Below are 17,785 nucleotides of genomic sequence, written 5' to 3' on the forward strand. Positions count from 1 at the left end.
GGGCGCCGCGGGAGCGCGCGGGGCCGCGGGAGCGCGCGGGCCCGCAGACGGGCGGGCGGGAGCGCGGGTGGGCGGGCGGGAGCGCGGGCGGGCGGGAGCGCGGGCGGGCGGGAGCGCAGACGGGCGCGGCCCGCCCGACCAAGGACCCGCGGTCACACCGGCGGGAACGAGCGCACCCGCTCCACCCGCAGCGTGTGAGGGAGGGCCGCCAGATCGCGCGTGCCGTCGGCGCGCGGGAACTCGTAGACGTCGAGCATGAACTGCACCGGGTAGTCGAGCGTCTGAGCGACCGTCTTCACCCAGCGCCCGTCGATGAAGAAGCGCACGCGATCGCGCGTCCACTCCACCGCGTAGTCGTGGAAGTCGGTGAGGTCGCCGTCGACCCGGACCTTCTCGAAGTCCTCGCGCAGCCGGGGATCGTTCTGCGGCTTCACACCGACCCCCACCCACCCGCCGTCCTCATCCATCTCGTTCCCGAAGATCTCGGCGATGCACAGCTCGCCGCAGTCGTCGGGGCGGTCCTCGAAGCCGATCGGCCAGAACGCCACCATGGCGTCGGGGTGGCGGATGGCGGCCAGACGCACCTCGATGACGCCGTGGTGCACGAGCCAGAGCCGCCGCTCGGGCTGCTGCTCCCGCACCACGAGGCCCGGGCGGAAGCGGTGCTGTCCGGTGCTGCTTCCGACGGCGCCGGAGAACTGCCCCGTCTGCGCGTGCGAGACCCGAAGATCGCCGTCGAGCTCGGGCGCCCAGGGTGCGGTGTCGCTGTCGATCATGAGCTCGAGCCCGCCCGGGCCGACCCGGCTGCGGGCGGCCGAGGCATCCCTCGACGACCAGTGCGGCGTGTAGTACGGCCACCACCGGGTCTCGTCGAGCAGCGGCCCCGCGAACGTCTCATCCACGTCGGCGACGCGACCGCTCAGATCGAGCGGCGTCATGTCGAGCACCCAGGAGTTGAAGGTCAGCTCACCGCCGCGCCAGTCGATGGTGCCCGACCCGCGGTGCTCGAAGCCCGCCGCCCGGCACAGCGCGTTCGACGGCGGATTATCGACGCCGGGGTACGCGACCAGCAGCGTGCGGTCGCCCCGCGCCGCGACCTCGCGGATGACGAGGCGCAGCGCCTCGCGGGCGATTCCCCGGCCCTGCCACTCGGGGAAGACGTTCCAGCCGGTCTCCCAGGCGGCGAGCCCGTCGTGCTGCACCTGCCAGTACCCGATCCCTCCGACAGCAACGCCGTCGCGCTCGATCCGGTACATCGCCGCCTCGCCGGCCGCCGCGAGCCGGAGGTAGCGCGCGTGACGCTCCTCGAGCTGCTCGGCGGTCTCGGGGCCGCCGAGGTGAGCGGTCATCGCGGGAGTGTTCGCGCGTTCGAGCAGCGGGAGGTCGTCGGGCCCCCACGGGGCGAGCGTCACGGAGCCGTCGGTCATCGCCTCCATCATGGCCTCGCCGTCCGACATGACGCGACGCACGGAGAACCGGTCAGCGGTCGGTGACGAGGATCGTGTTTCCGTCGGGATCGGTCGCGGTGAAGAAGAGGCAGCGGTCGGGATCACCGAGCTCGTCGCCGGGATGAGCGCCGAGGCGGGCGAGCCGCTCGTGCACCGATCCGAGGTCGTCGACCCGGAAGCCGCAGGTCGCCCAGGGCAGACCGGGCTCGACGCGGATGCCGCTCTCGGGGCCCATCAGCGTCACCTGTCCGTGCGAGCCGGCGAGGACGCTGGAGAAGTCGGTCGCCTCGACGATCGCGAGGCCGAAGGCGTCGGCGTACCACTGGGCGCTCGACCGAGGATCCCTGACCGGGATGAATGCGGTCGTGATGGCCGTCGGCGGTGGCGTCATGGCGCCGAGCATACGACCGTGCGCCGACGGCGCGCAGGCGGGAAGCGCGTGCGTCTGTGCGTCCCGCACAACCCGGCCGCAGGGCGTCGCCGCGAAGAGTTGTGCACATCCGCCATACGCTTTGAAGGTCGCTTGTGGGAGTCCTACGGTCGAGGGGAACTTGTTTCCTTTCCCTCGCACCGAGAGGTGATGCACATGGCCGACGCCGCCGTCCGCTCCAAGAAGCCCGCCGTTCACAAGCGCACTCCCGCCGGCGGCGCACCGACCGCCCCGCACACGGCGGCCGAGGCATCCGATCCCCGCATCGACATCGCGGCGGTCACCGATCTGCTGCTCGGCACGTGGGCCGACACCCGCCGCGAGGCGCGCGAGATGATCAAGGACCCCGCCTTCTGGCGCATCGAGGGCCAGCCCATGGCCGAGCACCGCGAGCGCGTGCTGACGCAGCTGCACCTGCTCGTCGAGCACGGCGGCTCGCGCCGCGCGATGCCGGAGAAGTTCGGCGGCAACAACGACAACGGCGCCAATCTCGCCGGGTTCCAGGAGCTCGTGCTCGCGGACCCGAGCCTGCAGATCAAGTCGGGCGTGCAGTGGGGCCTGTTCGGTTCGGCGATCTTCCAGCTCGGCACCGAGAAGCACCACGAGGAGTGGCTCGCCGGCGTCATCGACCTGAGCCTGCCGGGCGCCTTCGCGATGACCGAGACGGGGCACGGATCCGATGTCGCGGCCATCGGCACGACGGCCACGTACGACCCCGAGACCGAGGAGTTTGTGATCCACACGCCGTTCCGCGGCGCGTACAAGGACTACCTCGGCAATGCGGCGCTGCACGGCAAGGCCGCGACGGTGTTCGCGCAGCTCATCACGGGCGGCGTCAACTACGGCGTGCACTGCTTCTTCGTGCCGATCCGCGATGACGAGGGCAGCATGTTGCCCGGAATCATCAGCGAGGACGACGGCGTCAAGGGCGGCCTCAACGGCATCGACAACGGCCGGCTGGCGTTCGACCAGGTGCGCGTGCCGCGCTTCAACCTCCTCGACCGCTACGGCCAGGTGGCCGCCGACGGCTCGTACTCGTCCGAGATCCCGAGCCCGGGCCGCCGCTTCTTCACCATGCTCGGCGCGCTCGTGCAGGGCCGGGTCTCGCTCGACGGCGCCGCGACCACCGGCACCGCGCTCGCCCTTCACATCGCGCTCACCTACGCCAACCAGCGCCGCCAGTTCGACTCCGGCGCCGGCACCGAAGAGGTCGTGCTGCTGGACTACGGCAAGCACCAGCGGCGCCTCTTGCCCCTCCTCGCCCAGAACTACGCGCAGTTCTTCAGCCACGACGAGCTGCTCAAGAAGTTCGACGCCGTCTTCTCGGGGCGCACCGACACCCCCGAGGAGCGCGAGGACCTCGAGACCCTCGCCGCCGCGCTGAAGCCGCTGTCGACGTGGAACGCCCTGTCGACGATCCAGGAGGCCCGCGAGGCGTGCGGCGGGTCGGGCTTCCTCGCCGAGAACCGCATGGTCGGCCTCCACCAGGACCTCGACGTCTACGTCACCTTCGAGGGCGACAACAACGTCCTGCTCCAGCTGGTCGGCAAGCGGCTCCTCGCCGACTACGCCCGGCAGTTCAAGGGGGCGGATGCCGCAACCCTCGCCCGCTACGCGGCCCGGCAGACGGCGGGCAAGCTGTTCCACGGCGCGGGCCTGCGCCAGCTCGGTCAGGCGGTCGCCGACTTCGGCTCGACCGCGCGTTCCGTCGAGTTCGGCCTGCGCGAGGACCAGCAGCACGAGCTGCTCGCCGGCCGCGTGCAGCAGATGGTTGCCGATGTCGCCGCGGCGCTGCGCCCGGCGTCGAAGCTGTCGCCCGCCGAGGCGGCGGCGCTGTTCAACAGCCACCAGGCCGAGCTCATCGAGGCGGCCCGGGCCCACGGCGAGCTGCTGCAATGGGAGGCCTTCACCGACGGCATCCACCGCGTCCCGGACGAGGGGACGAAGCAGGTGCTGACGTGGCTGCGCGACCTGTTCGGCCTGCACCTCATCGAGAAGCACCTCGCGTGGTACCTCATCAACGGCCGCCTCTCGACGCAGCGCGCGGCCTCGGTCACCCGCTACATCGACCGCCTGGCGGCGCGGCTGCGGCCTCACGCGCAGGACCTGGTCGACGCCTACGGCTTCGCGCCCGAGCACGTCCGCGCGCCCATCGCGTCGGGTGCCGAGCGCGAGCGGCAGGACGAGGCGCGCGAGTACTACCGCGCGCTCGCCGCGTCGGGCGAGGCGCCGGTGTCGGAGAAGTCGATCAAGAAGAAGTAGCCGCGCGAGCGCACGGCTTCCGGTCGAGTGCACGGCTCGTGGCCGCCGCCACGCCGTGCACTCGGCGCGAAGCCGTCAACCCAGCGAGCGGCCGGGCCTCCAGTCAGCAGGCGCGGGTCGCCGGGCTGGGAAGCCGTCAGGCGGCGGACCAGCCGCACATGCCGCACTCGCCCGTCGCCGAGACCTCGACGAAGCAGTTCGGGCACATCTCGCGCACGCGCTCGGGGACGACCGGCTTCGCCACGCGGCGCTCGGCGGCAGGGCGTGACGACGACTTCGCCCGGGCGGGCGCGGCCGCCGTCTGCGGGACGATCGCCGCGGCCGGCACGTGGTAGGCGCAGTAGAAGCGCACGTACCCGTCGTGGTTCTTGGGGTGCCGGTGCTTGTACGCCCACAGCTCGGTGCGGGGCAGCAGCTCGGATTCCGGGCCGCACGAGAAGCAGCGCGTCGGCTCGCCCGGGACCACGTCTGCGAGCAGCACGGGGTTCTCGAAGGGGACCGAGTCCCGCCAATCCGCCGACGCGACGATCTTCATGGTCCTGCCTCCCAGCCCCGCGGGCTCGACGAGCCCGACATTCCACGGTAAGCGACGGACGCGGCATCCGGGAATCCACCAGGTGTCGCCCCGCTGAACGCCGCCCCCACCCGCCGCCCCCGAGAAACCACAATCGCGGTGAGAAACCACGCTCGCCGTGGTTTGTCGGCACGAATCTGGTTTTCACGCCGCGATGGCGCGTGGGGGACGGATGCCGCGGGTCGGGGCCACCGGCCGGGCAAGCGATGTCGGGCGGTCGGCCTAGGCTGGCGCGGTGAGCACCGATGTCCGTCCCTCCGATGTCCGACTCGGTGCCGACGGCCGCGCGCGCTGCGCGTGGGTCGGCGACGATGCCGAGTACGCCCGCTATCACGACGAGGAGTGGGGCTTCCCGCTCCACGGCGACCGCGCGCTGTTCGAGAAGATGAGCCTCGAGGGATTCCAGGCCGGGCTGTCGTGGATCACGATCCTCCGCAAGCGGCCGCGGTTCCGCGAGGTGTTCGCGGGCTTCGAGCCCGAGGCGGTGGCCGCGTTCGGCGACGACGACGTCGCGCGCCTGATGACGGACGCCGGGATCATCCGCAACCGGGCCAAGATCGAGGCCACGATCTCGAATGCCCGCCTGGTGCTCGCCCTCGAGCCCGGCGAGCTCGATGCGTTCATGTGGTCGTTCGCCCCGGCATCCCATGGCCGCCCGGCCACGCTCGCCGAGGTCCCCGCGATGACGCCGGAGGCCGCCGCGATGAGCAAGGCGCTGCGCAAGCGGGGTTTCCGGTTCGTCGGCCCGACCACGATGTACGCACTGATGCAGTCGGCGGGCATGGTCGACGACCACGTGGACGGTTGCTGGCGATCGTTGACGCGTGATGTGTGATGCGTGATGCTTGATGCATGCGCACCACGGTGACCATCGATGACGACGTGCTCGCTGCGGCCAAGCAGTTCGCCGACGCGCGCGGGCTGACCCTCGGCGAAGCGCTGTCGCAGCTCGCGCGGGCGACCCTCGCCGAGCGCAGGCGGCACAGCGGAACCCGCAACGGCGTGGTCCTGCTGCCGACGCCACCCGATGCGGGGCGTGCGACGCTCGACGACGTCGACGCCCTCCGGGATGACGCTCCGTGACGCGGCACCTGCTCGACGTGAACGCGGTGATCGCGCTCATCGACCCCCTCCACGTGCACCACGATCGCGCCCACCGCTGGTTCGCCGCGCGCGGCGGAGAGCCCTGGCACACGTGCCCGCTCGTGCAGAACGGGGTGGTGCGCGTGGTCAGCCATCCGAAGTACCCGAACACGCAGCCGGCGCCCGTCGTGCTGGCGAGCCTCGCGAGCCTGGCGGCGCGCGCGGATCACGCGTTCCTGCCCGACACGGTCAGCCTGCTCGACAGCTCGGTGCACACCGAGCGCCTGCTCGCCAGCTCGCAGGTGACCGACACGTACCTGCTCCACCTGGCCGCGTCGAACGACGCGATGCTCGCGACCTTCGACACCCGGATCGTCACCTCGGCGGTGCCGTCGGGCGCGAAGGTGGTCTTCGCGATCCCCTGACGCCGCCCGGCCCATGCGGCGGAATGATTCCCGGATGCCGCCGGTTCTCGTCTGCGGAGGACCCATGGACTACGGACACCCGCTCGAATTCGGCGCGTTCATCACCCCGTCGGCGGCGGCCGCCGAGGCGCCGGTGATCCTGTCACAGGTGGCCGAGGCATCCGGACTCGATCTCGTCACGTTCCAGGACCACCCGTATCAGCCCGCGTTCCTCGACACGTGGACGCTCATGTCGTTCGTGGCGGCACGCACCGAGGCCATCCGGATCGCCCCCAACGTGCTGAACGTGCCGCTGCGGCCTCCCGCCGTCGTGGCGCGGGCAGCCGCGAGCTTGGACCTGCTCTCGGGCGGCCGCTTCGACCTCGGCCTCGGCGCCGGCGGGTTCTGGGATGCGATCGAGGCGATGGGCGGCGCGCGCCTCACGCCGGGTCAAGCGGTCACCGCCCTGGAAGAGGCGATCGACCTCATCCGAGAGTTCTGGCGCACCGACGAGCGGGGCGGCGTGTTCACCGACGGCCGCTACCACCGGGTGCACGGTGCGAAGCGCGGCCCGCGGCCGGCGCACGACATCCCGATCCACATCGGCGCGTACAAGCCCCGCATGCTCTCGCTCACCGGCCGCAAGGGCGACGGGTGGCTGCCCTCGCTCGGCTACCTGCAGCCGGGCGACCTTGCGAAGGGCAACGCGGCGATCGACGAGGCGGCAGCGTCGGTGGGGCGCGACCCCCGCGAGATCCGGCGGCTGCTGAACATCGGTCAGCTCGCGGCCGATCCCGCCGAGTTCGCCGAGCGCCTCGCGCGCCTCGCACTCGAGGACGGCATCGGCACGTTCATCATCGCCGCCGACGACCCCGACCTGCTGCAGCGGTTCGGTGAGGAGGTCGCACCGGCGGTTCGCGCGGTCGTCGCGGACGAGCGCGCTCGCCGTGGTGTCACCGCCGGCCCGGTGCGCTCGTCCGCCACCCTCGCCGCCCGCCGCGACGGCATCGCGTACGACGACGTCCCGGCGGGACTCCGCGCGATCGAGCCGGGCGACTTCGGCTACGGCGACGTGCGCGCCACCTACATGCGCGGGGGTGCGCCGGGCCTGGTGCTGCAGCCCGACTCGCCGCAGCAGGTCGCCGAGGCGGTCTCATTCGCGCGGCGGCATCCCGAGCATCCGCTGTCGGTGCGCAGCGGCGGCCACGGCATCAGCGGGCGCAGCACGAACGACGGCGGCATCGTCATCGACCTCCGCCGCCTCGACGGGATCGAGGTGCTCGACGCCGGCCGCAGACTGGTGCGGATCGGCCCGGGCGCGCGGTGGGCGCAGGTCGCCGCGGTGCTCGGCGAGCACGGCTGGGCGCTCTCGTCGGGCGACTACGGCGGGGTCGGCGTCGGCGGGCTCGCGACCGCGGGCGGCATCGGGCTGCTGGCGCGCGAGCACGGCCTGACGATCGACCACCTGCGGGCCGCCGAGGTCGTGCTGGCCGACGGCTCGATCGTGCGGACGGATGCCGCGTCCCACCCCGACCTCTTCTGGGCGATCCGCGGGGCCGGCGCCAACGTCGGGATCGTCACCGCCTTCGAGTTCGAGGTCGACGAGGTGGGGCAGATCGGGCACGCGCAGCTCGCGTTCCAGGTCGACGATGTCGCGGCGTTCCTCGAGGGCTACGGCCGGGTGGTCGAGGCGTCGCCGCGCGATCTGACGCTGTTCCTGCTCACCGGGGCCCCGCGCCCGGGCCAGCCCCAGATCGTCCAGCTGTACGGGATCGTGGACTCCGATGACCCCGACACGATCATCGCCCGGCTGCAGCCCTTCGCCGAGCTCGCGCCGCTCGTGCAGCAGTCGGTGCGGCTGACGACGTATCCGCAGGTCATGGCGAACGCCGACCTCGGCCCCCAGCACGGCGCCGGCGAGCCCCACTCCCGCTCGGGTCTCATCGAGCACGTCACCCCCGCCTTCGCCGAGGCGGCGGCACGGATGCTGCAGTCCGGCGCGGTGCCGTTCTTCCAGCTGCGGGCGGTCGGCGGCGCGGTGGCCGACGTCGCCGAGGACGAGACGGCCTACGCGCACCGCTCGGCGAACTTCTCGGTCGCCGCGCTCGGATCGCACCCCGACCGGCTCGATGCGCAGTGGCGCACGCTCGCCCACCACGTCGACGGCATGTACCTGAGCTTCGACTCCTCCGAGCGCCCGGAGCGCATCGCCGAGGCGTTCCCGCCCGCGACCCTCGCGCGCCTCCGCGCGATCAAGGCGACCTATGACCCGACGTGCGTCTTCCGCGACAACTTCGCGATCGAGCCCGCGGAGTCGGGCGCCGCCTGAGCCCCCGGCATCCGTCCGATCCGCGGCGCGTTTCGTCTCGCTTCGCTCGCTCGACGACGGGGGGCCGGTGCGTTTCGTGTCGCTTCGCTCGCTCGACGACCGCCGAGTGCCGGTCGTTGAGCGGGCGAGCGCCGGCGAGCGAGACGAAACGCCCTGAGCCCGGCGCACAACTGCGAGCCCCGGCATCCGTCCCCGCCCGCGCGTGGCGCCCCCGCCCGCGCGTGGCGCCCCCGCCCGCGCGTGGCGCCCCGCTGAGCCCATGTCCCACTTTCACGCCCTCGTGTCCCACTTTCAGCCCCATGGCGAGGGGTATGGGGTCGAAAGTGGGACATGCATCGGGGAGGGGCCTTGTCTCCGGGGCGTTGCACAGGGCGGCCGGCTCGAGGACAGGGCAGCCGGCTCGGGCCGACGGACCGGCTCGGGCCGACGGACCGGCTCGGGCCGACGGACCGGCTCGGGCCGACGGACCGGCTCGGGCCGACGGACCGGTTCGAGCCGACGGACCGGTTCGAGCGGAGGGCCCGGAGCGGATCGAGCAGGATTCAGGAAGCGCGGTGTCCGGGTTGCCGGGCATACTCGTGCGCATGGCATCCGAGGCATCCGTCCCCCACATCGCCGACTCGCACGAGGTCATCCGCGTCGTCGGGGCCCGCGAGAACAACCTCAAGAACGTCGACGTCGAGATCCCTAAGCGGCGGTTGACCGTGTTCACCGGCGTGAGCGGGTCGGGCAAGTCGTCGCTGGTGTTCGGCACGATCGCCAACGAGTCGCAGCGGCTGATCAACGAGACGTACCCGACGTTCGTGCAGCAGTTCATGGGGCAGCTCAGCCGGCCCGAGGTCGACGCGCTCGAGAACGTGAGCCCGGCCATCATCGTCGACCAGGAGCGGATGGGCGCCAATGCGCGGTCCACCGTCGGCACCGCGACCGACGCCCACGCCATGCTGCGGCTGCTGTTCAGCCGCATCGGGCAGCCGCACGTCGGCTCGCCGCAGGCGTTCTCGTTCAACATCCCGTCGGTGTCGGGCGCCGGCGCGGTGACGCTCGAGAAGGGCGGCAAGAAGATCAAGGAGCGCCGGTCGTTCGAGATCACGGGCGGCATGTGCCCGCGCTGCGAGGGCCTCGGCGAGGTCAGCGACGTCGATCTCGACGAGCTCTACGACAAGGGCAAGTCGCTGCAGGACGGCGCGATCACGGTGCCCGGGTACAACCCCGACGGCTGGATGGTGAAGGGGTTCACCGAGTCGGGGTTCGTCGATCCGGCCAAGCCGATCCGCGACTACTCCGAGCAGGAGCTCGCCGACTTCCTCTACAAGGAGCCGACGAAGGTCAAGATCAACGGCATCAACATGACCTACGAGGGTCTCGTGCCGAAGATCACGAAGTCGATGCTCCAGAAGGACCGCGAGTCGCTGCAGCCGCACATCCGCGCGTTCGTCGACCGCGCCGTGAAGTTCCTGCCCTGCCCCGACTGCGGCGGGACGCGTCTGAACGAGGGCGCGCGGTCGTCGAAGATCAACGACACCAGCATCGCGGATGCCGCAGCCATGCAGATCACGGATCTCGCGGCGTGGCTCGACACCGTGGACGATCCCGCCGTCGCGCCGCTCATGGTCGGCCTCCGCCAGACGATCGCGTCGTTCATCGACATCGGACTCGGATACCTGTCGCTCGATCGCGCGTCGGGCACCCTCTCGGGCGGCGAGGCGCAGCGCACGAAGATGATCCGTCACCTCGGGTCGGCCCTCACCGATGTGACCTACGTCTTCGACGAGCCGACGGCGGGCCTTCACCCCCACGACATCGCGCGCATGAACCGGCTGCTGCAGCAGCTGCGCGACAAGGGCAACACCGTGCTCGTGGTCGAGCACAAGCCCGAGGTCATCGAGATCGCCGACCACATCGTCGACCTCGGCCCGGGCGCCGGCCGCGCGGGCGGCGAGGTGCAGTACGAGGGCGATGTCGCCGGGCTCCGGGCATCGGGCACCATCACCGGACGCCACCTCGACGACCGGGCCCGGCTGAAGGCGTCGACGCGCGCGGCGACGGGGGCCCTCGAGATCCGGGGCGCGACCCAGCACAACCTCAAGCAGGTCGACGTCGACATCCCGCTCGGCATCCTGACCGTCGTCACCGGCGTCGCCGGCTCGGGCAAGTCGTCGCTCATCCACGGCAACGTGCCACGGTTCGACGATGTCGTGGTCGTGGACCAGTCGCCGATCAAGGGCAACCGGCGGTCGAGTCCCGCGACCTACACCGGCATCCTCGACACGATCCGCGCCGCGTTCGCCAAGGCCAACGGCGTGAAGCCGGCGCTGTTCAGCGCCAACTCCGAGGGCGCCTGCCCCGCCTGCCGCGGGCTCGGCGTCATCATCACGAACCTCGGGTTCACGCAGACGGTCGAGACGCTGTGCGAGCTGTGCGAGGGGACCGGCTTCAGCGACGAGGTGCTCGAGTACACGCTCGACGGCAAGAACATCGCCGAGGTGCTCGCGATGTCGGCGGCAGAGGCATCCGCCTTCTTCACGAAGGGTCCTGCCCACACCACCCTGCTGCGGATGATCGACGTCGGCCTCGGCTACATCACCCTCGGTCAGGCCCTCAACACGCTGTCGGGCGGCGAGCGGCAGCGGCTCAAGCTCGCCATCTCGATGGCGAAGAAGGGCGCGATCTACGTGCTCGACGAGCCCACCACGGGTCTGCACCTCGCCGACGTCGACAATCTGCTCGGGATGCTCGACCGCCTCGTCGAGGCCGGCAACAGCGTCATCGTGATCGAGCACCACCAGGCCGTCATGGCCCACGCGGACTGGATCATCGACATCGGGCCGGGTGCCGGCCACGACGGCGGGACCATCGTGTTCGAGGGCACGCCGGCCGATCTCGTGGCGCAGGGAGAGACGCTCACCGCCCAGCACCTCGGCGCGTACGTCGGGATTCCGGCGGCCGCAGCGACCCGGGGGTGAGGCCGGCCCGGGGGAGTGGGTGTTTGTCCCCATGGAGGGCCTCTGATCAGGCGGAATACGATCTCCTGAGTCGATGCTCCCCTTTCGATCGACCCGGGCCTCCGGGTTAGGGTGGAGTGTCCCCTCAGGTCTTCTGTGAGCTCGCGACGCCCCTCGCCGGGGTCATGCGCCACGTAAAGACGCACGACGCCCCGGAGGAGGCCGAGGTCTCATGAGCTCTTTCACCTGGCTACGCGCGCGCCCGCGCGCGCTCGCGTCGGCAGGTGCCGTCACGGCGGCCGCCGTCACGATCACGACCTTGGCGTTCGTCTACGAGGGACTGCCCACCACCGAGGTCGACCTGCACGACGGCGGTGTGTGGGTCACGAAGCGCTCGAGCCTGATGGTCGGCCACTTCAACCACGAGTCGCAGGTGCTCGACGGCGGGCTGCGCACGACGAGCGACGACTACGACATCCTCCAGTCCGGCAGCACCGTCCTCGTCGTCGACGACGCCAACTCGTCGGTGAGCGTGGTCGACCCCGCGATGGTGTCGCTGTCGGGCGCCGCGAGCGTGCCCGGCGACGCGAAGGTCGCGCTGGGAGGGTCCACTGCCGCCATCCTCGACCGCGCGTCGGGTGACCTCTGGGTGCTGCCCGCCGCGGGGGTCGGCTCGTTCCAGATCGAGGGCACCGATCCCATCGCGAACCTCGGCGAGGGGGCGGATGTCGCGATCGGCGTCGACGGGGTGGTCCACGGCGCGTCCGCCGAGAGCGCCGAGCTCGTCACTGTCCGGCTCGCCGCCGACGACACGCCGGAGGAGCCGGTTCGCAGCGCCCTCCCCGGGGTCGACGAGAACTCCGAGCTGTCGATCACCGCGGTCGGCGACAAGCCGGTCGTGCTCGACATCGCCGACGGCACGCTCATCGCCGAAGGTCGTGAGACCGCAGTCGAGGGCGGTCGCAACGCCGTGCTGCAGCAGCCCTCCGCGGCGTCGGACGCCGTCACGGTGTCGACCGCGTCGGCGCTCGTGCGCGTGCCGTTCGACGGCTCCGACCCGACGTCCACCGACTCCGGCGGCGAGGGCGCGCCGGCCGACCCGGTGTGGCTCGAGGGCTGCGCGTACGCCGCATGGAGCGGCTCGGGCCGGTTCGTCCGCGACTGCGCGGGCGACGCCGACGACCTCGACGCCGACATCGACGGCATCGAGCCGACGTCGCTGCTCCAGTTCCGCGTCAACCGCGATGTCGTCGTGCTCAACGACGTGATCGGCGGCGCGACCTGGATGGCGGCCGAAGACCTGCAGCGCGTCGACAACTGGGACGAGCTGACCCCGCCCGAGGGCGAGACCGAGAACGAGGAGCAGACGACCGAGGAGACCACCGAGACGGTGCTCCCGGAGCGCTCCGAGATCAACACCCCTCCCGACGCCAACGACGACGACCTCGGCGTGCGACCGGGCCGCACCACCACGCTCCCCATCCTCGACAACGACAGCGACCCCGACGGCGACGTGCTGACGACACGCGTGCTCGACGGCGGCCCGTCGGTCGGAGAGGTGCAGTCGATCGACAACGGCCGGGCCCTGCAGATCGCCGTGCCGGAGGATGCCTCGGGCTCGGCATCCTTCACCTACGAGGTCGCCGACGGCCGCGGCGGCACCGACACCGCCCGCGTCTCACTGAACGTGCGCGGCTGGGACGTCAACGCGGCGCCGACGCAGAAGCGCGTCACCACGGTCGCGGTCGAGGCCGGCGGCACGATCACCTACAACGTGCTCCCCGACTGGATCGACCCGGACGGCGACGACGTCTTCCTCGGCTCGGTCGTCACCGCCGACGGCGACGAGGCCGACTACACGTCGGACGGGCGCATCACCTATCGCGCCGTCGGCAACATGCAGGGGCGCAAGGACGTCGAGATCACCGTCTCGGACGGCACCGATGCGACCGTCGGCATCGTGCGGTTCGACGTGCGCCCGGTCGGCTCCATCGACCCGGTGACCAATGCCGACTACGTCGCCGTGCGCACCGGTCAGACCGCCACGGTGTCGCCGCTCGCGAACGACGTGGGCGCGGGGCGTGAGCCGTTGCGTCTCGCACGCGTCGACCCGGTCCCGGGCACCGACATCGTCCCCGACTACGGCAACAAGACCTTCACGTTCCGGTCGGCGACGCCCGGCACCTACTATGTGCAGTACCTCGTCGCGGCCGGCGCCGCCGGAATCCCCGGCATCGTGCGTGTCGACGTGCTTCCCGAGGGCGAGACCGACCTGCCGCCCGTCGCGGTGCGCGACGTCGCGCTGCTGCCGAGCGGCGGCGAGGTGCTGGTGAACGTCCTCACCAACGACTCCGACCCCTCCGGCGGCATCCTGGTGGTCCAGTCCGTGACGGTCGAGCCGGGCTCGGGCATCGCGGTGGCCGTCCTCAACCACGAGACGCTGCGCATCAGCGATCAGGCGGCCCTGTCGGAGCAGGTGCGCATCACCTATCGCATCTCGAACGGCTCGCAGTCCGCCGAAGGCGACGTCATCGTCATCCCCATCCCGGCGCCGGCGCAGCTGCGGCCGCCGGTGGCCAACGACGACCAGGTCGTCGTCCGGGCCGGCGACGTGGTGACCATCCCGGTCCTCGACAACGACTACCACCCCAACGGCGACACCATCCACCTCGCCCCCGACCTCGTGCCCCCGCTCATCGAACCTGAGGACGGCGAGATCTTCGTCTCGCAGGACACGGTGCGCTTCCGGGCCTCCGACGAGCCGGGCACCGTGTACGCGACCTACGAGGCGGTCGACAGCACCGGCCAGAAGGACGCCGGCTACATCACGATCCAGGTGCTGCCGGTCAACGCCGACACCAACGCCGCTCCGCGCCCCCGCGACCTGACGGCGCGCGTGCTCAGCGGCAGCCGCGTGCGCGTCGCCGTGCCGCTGGACGGCATCGACTCCGACGGCGACTCCGTCGAGCTGCTGGGACTCGCCTCGTCGCCCGCCAAGGGCCGCGTGGTCGAGAACGGCTCCGACTACCTCGTCTACGAGGCCTTCGACGACACGGCGGGAGTGGATGCCTTCACCTACCGGGTGCGCGACAGGCTCGGCGCCGAGGCCACCGCCGGCGTCCGCATCGGCATCGCGCCTCCCGAGGGCGTGAACCAGGCTCCGTACGCGGTCAAGGACACCGTGATCATGCGGCCCGACCGCTCCGTCGCCGTGCCCGTGCTGGCGAACGACTCCGACCCCGACGGCGACGAGTTCGGCATCGTGAGGAACGGGCTCATCCTGCCCGACGTCGCGGGCCTCAAGGCCAAGGTCGAGGGCAACCGCGTCGTCGTGACGTCGCCGTCGAAGCCCGTCGAGACCTCGCTCCAGTACACGATCCGCGACGCGCGGGGTGCCGAGGCAAAGGCCGTGCTGCAGATCACTGTCGCCGACGACGTGCCGCTGCAGAAGCCGATCGCGCGCGACGACTACCTCCGCGCGGCCGACGTCGAGGACGGCGTCGTCGACCTCGAGGTGCTCGCGAACGACGAGGACCCCGACGGCACCGTCGACGATCTCGACCTGACCGTCGCCGATGCCGACTCCCGCGTGCTGGCGGACGGCACGGTGCGCGTCACGCTCGGTGAGACCGGCCGCCTCGCGACCTACACGATCACCGACCGCGACGGGAACGCGGCATCCGCCTTCATCCACGTCCCGGCGCTGTCGTCGTTGCCGCCGACGATGCTCTCGACCGAGCCCGTCGAGGTGAAGAGCGGCGAGACCGTCGAGCTGCCCCTCGACGATCACGTGCGCTCGGCCGACGGCAGCAAGGTCATCATCACCGAGGCCGCGAAGGTCACCGCCGCGCACAGCGACGGCGCGACGCTCGTCAAGGACCAGACGACCCTCGTCTACACCTCGGCCGCCGGCTACTTCGGCCCCGACGCGATCACGTTCGAGGTCACCGACGGCACCGGCCCCGACGACCCCGAGGGGCGCAAGGCGACGCTGACGCTGCCGATCACCGTGCTGCCGCCCGAGAATCAGCAGCCCGCGTTCGTCAACGGGCAGATGGATGTCGCGCCGGGAGAGGATCCGACGACGCTCGACCTCGGCGGGCTCACGACCGACCCCGACCCGGAGGACGTCGACCGCATCCGCTACCAGATCGTCGGGGGCTCGCCCGACGGCATGACCGCCGCGATCGACGGCGACGAGCTGCGCGTGAGCGCCGCAGCCGACACGAGGAAGGGTACCGGGGGCGTCATCCGGCTGCGGATCGAGGACGGCACGACCGAGCCCATCGAGGGCGTCGTGAACGTGCGCGTCATCGCGTCCACCCGCGAACTGCCGACGGCGAACGACGACATCGTGCCCGAGGCGCACCAGGGCAAGACCGTCACGGTGCCGGTGCTCGCCAACGATGTGAACCCTTTCCCCGACAAGCCGCTCGAGGTCACCGCTGCGGTCATCGAGACGGGCGAAGGCCAGTCCCCGGTGATCGAGGGCGATCAGGTGAAGGTGACGCCCGACGAGAAGTTCTTCGGGACGATGGTGGTGCGCTATCGCATCCAGGACGCCACCGGCGATCCCGACCGCGAGGTGGAGGGACGAATCCGCCTGACCGTGCAGGGCAAGCCCGACGCGCCGGGCACCCCGACCGTCTCGAGCGTGCAGGACCGCACCGTGGTGCTCTCGTGGACTCCGCCGGCGAACAACGGCGCCGAGATCGAGCGCTACCTCGTGTCGTCGACCGCGGGCAACTACGAGAAGGAGTGCCTCGCGACGACGTGCACGCTCGACGGCCTGACGAACAACGTGAAGTACAACTTCACCGTCGTCGCCGAGAACCGCGTCGGGCCGTCCGAGGCGTCTCCGCCCTCGGAGGAAGCGCGCCCGGACGCGCGTCCCGACACCCCGGCCGCTCCGACGCTGGTCTTCGGCGACCGCAGCCTCAACGTCTCGTGGGTGACGCCGTCGACGCCGGGCTCGCCCGTGGAGAAGTACACGCTCGAGATCTCGCCCGCGCCGCCCTCGGGCATCTCTCAGAAGACCGATGTCGTCGGAAACTCGATCGTCTGGGACGGCCTTCAGAACGGCGTCGCGTACCAGGTGCGCGTGCAGGCCCACAACCTCGCACCCGACCCGTCGAGCTTCAGCCCGTGGTCGGTGAGCGAGATCCCCGCCCGGGCGCCCGAGCCGCCGGCATCCCCGTCGGTCAACCGCCTCGACCCGGTGGGCAACCAGGCCCAGCTCGAAGTCGTGTGGACGCCGCCCGTCGACAACGGTGACGCCGTCTCGGCCTACGAGCTGCAGGTCATGCAGGGATCGTCGGTCGTCAACACGGTCACCGGCATCCCGGGTACGCAGACCCGCCAGGCGGTCAACGTGGCCACGTCGCAGACGGACTACACGTTCCGCGTCCGCGCCTCGAACAAGGCGGGCTGGAGCGCGTGGGGCGCCCCCTCGGCGCCGCGGCGCGCGTTCGGCGTGCCCGGCGCGCCGACGGGTGTGTCGCTCTCGACGCCGACCGGCAACAGCGCCGTCGTCGTGTCGTACGGCGATGCCGCGGGCAACGGCGCGTCGGCCAGCGAGATCGGCTACGAGTACTCGCTGAGCGGCGGCGGCTGGACCGCCATGCCGGCCAACAAGACGATCGGCAATCTGTCGAACGGCACCACCTACACGATCCGCGTGCGCGCCTATACGGCGATGGACGGCGTGCGGTACACCGGCCCGGAGTCCGCGCCGTCCAACGGCGCGATCCCGTATGGACCGGTGCGAGACCCGGGCGTGAAAGCGACCCGCGACGGCACCAGCGTGCTCGTCGAGTGGAGCGCGCCGGCTCCGAACGGCCGCTCGATCGCGCAGGTGCAGATCCGCATCAACGGCGGTGGCTGGGAGAACGTGTCGAACAACGGCTCCCGCCGCGTGGGCAACGACTACGACCAGCGCCACACGATCGACGTGCGGGCCTACGACTCCGCGCAGCCCCAGCAGGTGTCGCGCGTCGTCTCCGACGCGGCGACCACCGCGCCGCGGCCGCAGCCGAAGGCGTGGGTGAGCCGGGGCGCCGGGACCGGATCGGTGGCGGGCTGCTCGTCGGGCAACTGCCACTACTTCGAGGTCAACACGCAGGACTTCCCCGCCGGCAGGTACCAGGTGTACTGCTACTCCTCCGGCCAGGGCGAGTTCGCGGGCGGCGCCTCGTGGAACCTGCCGGCGAACGGCTCGGTCCAGCTCGGCTGCTACTACGGCTACTACGGCGAGCAGGTCTGGGTGCGGATCGTCGGTTACGGCGAGAGCGAAAAACGCGTGTGGTAGCGC

The 17,785-nt window shown here is 71.4% G+C and carries 10 protein-coding genes; 7 read left to right on the top strand and 3 right to left on the bottom strand.

The features are described 5' to 3' along the window. Positions 1 to 152 precede the first annotated feature (152 nt). Together R8Z57_RS12365 and R8Z57_RS12370 are read right to left on the bottom strand one after the other, a co-directional pair. The gene (locus R8Z57_RS12365) at positions 153 to 1,427 is read right to left on the bottom strand and encodes a GNAT family N-acetyltransferase (RefSeq protein WP_318354092.1); all 1,275 of its coding nucleotides are present in this window, start codon (positions 1,425 to 1,427) and stop codon (positions 153 to 155) included. 52 nt (positions 1,428 to 1,479) lie between these two features. Next, positions 1,480 to 1,839 (bottom strand): VOC family protein, encoded by a 360-nt coding sequence (locus R8Z57_RS12370; protein WP_318354093.1) that lies wholly within the window; start codon positions 1,837 to 1,839, stop codon positions 1,480 to 1,482. A gap of 195 nt (positions 1,840 to 2,034) precedes the next feature. Here R8Z57_RS12370 and R8Z57_RS12375 point away from each other — a divergent pair, with 195 nt between their 5' ends. Next, complete coding sequence (locus R8Z57_RS12375; protein WP_318354094.1) at positions 2,035 to 4,140, top strand: acyl-CoA dehydrogenase; 2,106 nt, start codon at positions 2,035 to 2,037, stop codon at positions 4,138 to 4,140. Between the two features lie 136 nt (positions 4,141 to 4,276). Here the strand turns inward: R8Z57_RS12375 and R8Z57_RS12380 are convergent, their stop codons facing one another. Beyond that, positions 4,277 to 4,675: a glucose-6-phosphate dehydrogenase gene (locus tag R8Z57_RS12380; RefSeq protein ID WP_318354095.1), complete on the bottom strand. Its 399-nt coding sequence runs from the start codon at positions 4,673 to 4,675 to the stop codon at positions 4,277 to 4,279. Between the two features lie 274 nt (positions 4,676 to 4,949). Here R8Z57_RS12380 and R8Z57_RS12385 point away from each other — a divergent pair, with 274 nt between their 5' ends. The 6 genes from R8Z57_RS12385 (at position 4,950) to R8Z57_RS12410 (ending at position 17,782) form a co-directional block, all read left to right on the top strand. Continuing rightward, positions 4,950 to 5,549 carry a DNA-3-methyladenine glycosylase I gene (locus R8Z57_RS12385; protein WP_318354096.1) on the top strand — a complete coding sequence of 200 codons (600 nt, stop codon included), beginning with the start codon at positions 4,950 to 4,952 and terminating at the stop codon, positions 5,547 to 5,549. A gap of 17 nt (positions 5,550 to 5,566) precedes the next feature. After that, on the top strand, positions 5,567 to 5,797 hold the full coding sequence (locus R8Z57_RS12390; RefSeq protein WP_318354097.1) for a hypothetical protein: 231 nt from the start codon (positions 5,567 to 5,569) through the stop codon (positions 5,795 to 5,797). After that, complete coding sequence (locus tag R8Z57_RS12395; RefSeq protein ID WP_318354098.1) at positions 5,794 to 6,222, top strand: TA system VapC family ribonuclease toxin; 429 nt, start codon at positions 5,794 to 5,796, stop codon at positions 6,220 to 6,222. The genes R8Z57_RS12390 and R8Z57_RS12395 overlap by 4 nt, the downstream gene beginning before the upstream one ends. Before the next feature lie 34 nt (positions 6,223 to 6,256). Continuing rightward, positions 6,257 to 8,530: an LLM class flavin-dependent oxidoreductase gene (locus tag R8Z57_RS12400; protein WP_318354099.1), complete on the top strand. Its 2,274-nt coding sequence runs from the start codon at positions 6,257 to 6,259 to the stop codon at positions 8,528 to 8,530. Positions 8,531 to 9,114: 584 nt separating this feature from the next. Continuing rightward, positions 9,115 to 11,496 carry an excinuclease ABC subunit UvrA gene (locus R8Z57_RS12405; RefSeq protein ID WP_318354100.1) on the top strand — a complete coding sequence of 794 codons (2,382 nt, stop codon included), beginning with the start codon at positions 9,115 to 9,117 and terminating at the stop codon, positions 11,494 to 11,496. A gap of 211 nt (positions 11,497 to 11,707) precedes the next feature. After that, positions 11,708 to 17,782, top strand: a complete 6,075-nt coding sequence (locus R8Z57_RS12410) for an Ig-like domain-containing protein (RefSeq protein ID WP_318354101.1) — start codon at positions 11,708 to 11,710, stop codon at positions 17,780 to 17,782. The last annotated feature ends 3 nt before the right edge of the window (positions 17,783 to 17,785 follow it).

Source organism: Microbacterium sp. M3 (genome assembly GCF_033548675.1).
Taxonomy (GTDB): Bacteria; Actinomycetota; Actinomycetes; order Actinomycetales; family Microbacteriaceae; genus Microbacterium; species Microbacterium arthrosphaerae.

Coding starts and splice junctions, on each gene's coding strand:
- R8Z57_RS12390 (WP_318354097.1), top strand. CDS start 5,567: ATGCGCACCACGGTGACCATCGATGACGACGTGCTCGCTGCGGCCAAG.
- R8Z57_RS12370 (WP_318354093.1), bottom strand. CDS start 1,839: ATGACGCCACCGCCGACGGCCATCACGACCGCATTCATCCCGGTCAGG.
- R8Z57_RS12400 (WP_318354099.1), top strand. CDS start 6,257: ATGCCGCCGGTTCTCGTCTGCGGAGGACCCATGGACTACGGACACCCG.
- R8Z57_RS12365 (WP_318354092.1), bottom strand. CDS start 1,427: ATGACCGACGGCTCCGTGACGCTCGCCCCGTGGGGGCCCGACGACCTC.
- R8Z57_RS12410 (WP_318354101.1), top strand. CDS start 11,708: ATGAGCTCTTTCACCTGGCTACGCGCGCGCCCGCGCGCGCTCGCGTCG.
- R8Z57_RS12375 (WP_318354094.1), top strand. CDS start 2,035: ATGGCCGACGCCGCCGTCCGCTCCAAGAAGCCCGCCGTTCACAAGCGC.
- R8Z57_RS12380 (WP_318354095.1), bottom strand. CDS start 4,675: ATGAAGATCGTCGCGTCGGCGGATTGGCGGGACTCGGTCCCCTTCGAG.
- R8Z57_RS12405 (WP_318354100.1), top strand. CDS start 9,115: ATGGCATCCGAGGCATCCGTCCCCCACATCGCCGACTCGCACGAGGTC.